This window comes from Vibrio hepatarius, assembly GCF_018860525.1.
GTDB classification, from domain to species: domain Bacteria; phylum Pseudomonadota; class Gammaproteobacteria; order Enterobacterales; family Vibrionaceae; genus Vibrio; species Vibrio hepatarius_B.
Genome location: NZ_JAHKPM010000030.1, coordinates 1 through 3,275, shown reverse-complemented (window position 1 = coordinate 3,275; position 3,275 = coordinate 1). Strand labels below are relative to the sequence as shown.

Annotated in this window: 4 protein-coding genes; all 4 read right to left on the bottom strand. The window is 39.9% G+C overall.

What is annotated here, in order from left to right:
- Positions 1-491: hypothetical protein (locus tag KO511_RS08690; RefSeq protein WP_215987058.1), on the bottom strand; the 491-nt coding region annotated here is incomplete at its 3' end.
- Between the two features lie 69 nt (positions 492-560).
- Positions 561-1,121: a fimbrial protein gene (locus KO511_RS08685; protein WP_215987057.1), complete on the bottom strand. Its 561-nt coding sequence runs from the start codon at positions 1,119-1,121 to the stop codon at positions 561-563.
- A 498-nt stretch (positions 1,122-1,619) separates the two neighbouring features.
- The gene (locus tag KO511_RS08680) at positions 1,620-2,189 is read right to left on the bottom strand and encodes a fimbrial protein (RefSeq protein WP_215987056.1); all 570 of its coding nucleotides are present in this window, start codon (positions 2,187-2,189) and stop codon (positions 1,620-1,622) included.
- Between the two features lie 549 nt (positions 2,190-2,738).
- The coding region (locus KO511_RS08675) for a hypothetical protein (RefSeq protein WP_215987055.1) at positions 2,739-3,275 on the bottom strand (537 nt) is incomplete at its 5' end.

Genomic DNA, 3,275 nt, shown 5'->3' with positions numbered 1-3,275 from the left:
CGAACACACAAACCATCACAATCGGCTGCGCCACTTTCACCCACTTCACATATACCATTGCCATTACCACTGCCATCGCCAACTACCGTTAAAGTGATGTCACTTTCATCACCACTTAGAAGCTCACCATTGACTTTGGCCGTCACAATCACATCACCAGGTATATTACCTTCCGCACTGCTGCCCGGGTAAAAATAGGTGTAACAACTGTTGTTGTTGTGCGCTTGGTTGGAACCGTATACTCTAGTATCCAGCCTGCCAATAGCCGGATTTTCACCCGCTTTACGCTCTATAATGACATCGCTACAATCGCCCGCATAAATGGGACGATGATTCTCATCAAATAACGACACCTTAATAGCGCTTCGCTCCTTCGCTGCGTTTAACTCCACGCTATAAATATTCGCTTCAACCGTCGAGTTATCCGGTGAATAAGCCGCCAACGACATACCAGAATATAACAATATTAAAACACTATATAAAATACGCATCTGTATTCCTAACAATCAATATCTTGTGTATTTAATCAGGCTGAGTCTAACAATGACTCAAAACCTGGCTTACATATAACTGGTTGTGAACACCGCTACACTCGACACCAAACCACCGTTGGCTGCACTTCCATCAACATTAAACAACGACACCTCGTAGGGTATGTATTTTATCGTCTCTGTATATGGGTAGTCGTGGACACTATTTAGTACTGGGCTATTACCTTCATCGGTAATAAAAAAGCCAATATTTTGAGGACCGCTACTGTTGGTATTCTTAAGTACCTCACCATTGGTGTCAGTACTTGTACCTGAAACAAAGACACTGACCCTATTATCATCCATACTAAACCAGTCACACAATGTGTCATCGTCAGGGCCAATATAAAACGGCGTAGGCTCGCCAAGCGCTCCTGAGCCACCTGCTTCACTGATAGTAAGACTAGGAACCACTAAAGTGTTACTGTCAATCTTGGTCTTATTCTCATCGTAAAGGGCAACATCACAGCTTGCTGAGGTGATACTGCTGCTAAAATAGACGTCTGTCGAACCTGACTCTGCGAAACATGAAAACGAAAAAGCGGCAAGAGACAGAGAAGAGACAACACAAGATAGCTTATTGATATACATATTCATCCTCAACAAATAAGGTTTTAATGAAAGCCAAACCCACACGAGTAACACTAGGCTAGACACACATTTTATATTATTAAAACTGATGCATTCTAAGCTTTAGTATTATTTTTATCATTACACTGAGAGGGGGAATTTCCCTCTCCATTAAGGCTGCACTAAGGCAATTTAGTACCTCACTTTGGTGTTGTGATTTTTATCGGTAAAATTATAGTGAGTAAAATTGAATAGCTGAGGGTAAATCGCAATTACGGAGATTAAGCTCAGAAGCTCCAAACACTGTGCAAGATAAGAATTAAGGATATCGAATAGTACGGTGTTTTTAAGAGTATTTTAAAGAGTTTAGATACAAAAAATTGCTCTTGATGAGGCTTGATGATATCACACATTACTGCTATATCAATCAGTGGTAGCAATCGAGTAAAGGATTCTAGCTACGTGTAAAAATTAAACCGCCCAGAACAGGCGGCTTGTTATTGAACGTCAAATGAATGATTAATAGTAAGCAGTAGTAAAAGTCGCTGTAGAACCAATTAAACCTTCATTTGGCGCTATCGCATCTAGGTGGAAGAGCTGAGCTTTTAAATCAACGACTGTGTCTTCAGCAGAAGAAACCGTTTGGCCTAGAAGAGGAGCATTCAAGATAGAGTCACCGGAGTCAAGAAGCATCTGGACACCCATATTGGCAGGGCCTGTTGCATAAGCGTTGCGAAGTACGTCAGTAGATACTTGATCGCCAGATGCAACTATATCAAACGTAGTAACAGCGCCACTATTAAAACACTCTTCTTGGTCTACCGCACCAACAGAGAAAGAAACAGAGGTACCCACAACACCTGTCATTGTATTAACGTCATCAGTAGTCAAGGAAGGTAAAATAACTGTATTGCTTAGATTGCTGTTGCCAGTTTCATCGATGACCCCAATATCACATGAACGAGAAGTAATTGAGCTTTGGAATTTTACTTCTAAACTCCCATTAACGGCGGCTTGTGAGATACCTGAAGTGAATATCATTGCTGAAGCTAGTGCAGAAAGAGACAGAAATTTAATTTTATTTATCATAAGAATAACCACTCTTATATTTTTAAATTATCGTATTGAATAGACTTTCGCTTTTCGCTATGAAGGCCAACTTAACTAGACAAGCTTGAAACGTTTTCTTTCAAGTACTTTCGTCATCATGACCACATTAAAACATTTGCAAAAAAATTACAAATTTTTACCATGTCATGACAAATTATAGTTGACGATGCATTTTATATGGCAGTAGCTAGGAGTTTTTACTCCTATTTTCAATTGAGTGGCAATCTACAAAAATAACCAACTCAAACTGAAGATTATATTGTACGTTGAAAACGAGTGGGACACGTATCCATATACAAAGTTAAATCAGCGCAATATCCTGATAATAAAGGATTAATAGTCACATCTACCATTGTCTGTGTGATGATATAGATAAAATTGATTTGCGGATGGGTATAAAACTGGTTTTGGTGGGCAAGTAACACAGGAAGGAGGCAGTGAGAATCAACAAACTCTCTCCCCAAATAGAGGAGAGAGTGTATAACCGAGCCTATTCACGGATCGAAAGTAATTTCGAGATTGACTTATCTACTGAATAGTAAGACTACATGAAGCATCAGGAGCATCTCCAGGCATAGTATTTCTACAATTTGGAGTTAACTCTCCAGTGTCTATATCCCTAGTTAAATCCACGAGTAATTGGTTTGTACTAAACCTGATCCAATCTGCATTAGAAAGATCAATGTCAGATAAGTCGGATTCTACTGTAGCGTTACCCGTACAAGTTTGGCAGATATGAGGTCCATTTTCTCTGTCACTAAATATATTAACGTTGTCGGCATAAAAAGTATGAGCAGCGTATACGCCAACGCTGCCTCCAGTAACACGAGCTTGAGTTCTAGCAGTATTACCCGCACAATCCAAAGTAAATGTCAAAGAACGACTCTGTCCCTGAGTACCAGAACTAGCAGTACCATAGCCAGTAGATCTGACAGTGTAAACATCTGTTGAACCAGGTTTACATATGGAACCCGGATCTATAGTCTTTTCTATATTAAGTTCAGCTATCTCAATTTCATCTTCCATTGCAGTGCCTGCTTTACCTTGGCCTGTCACCACCACTGT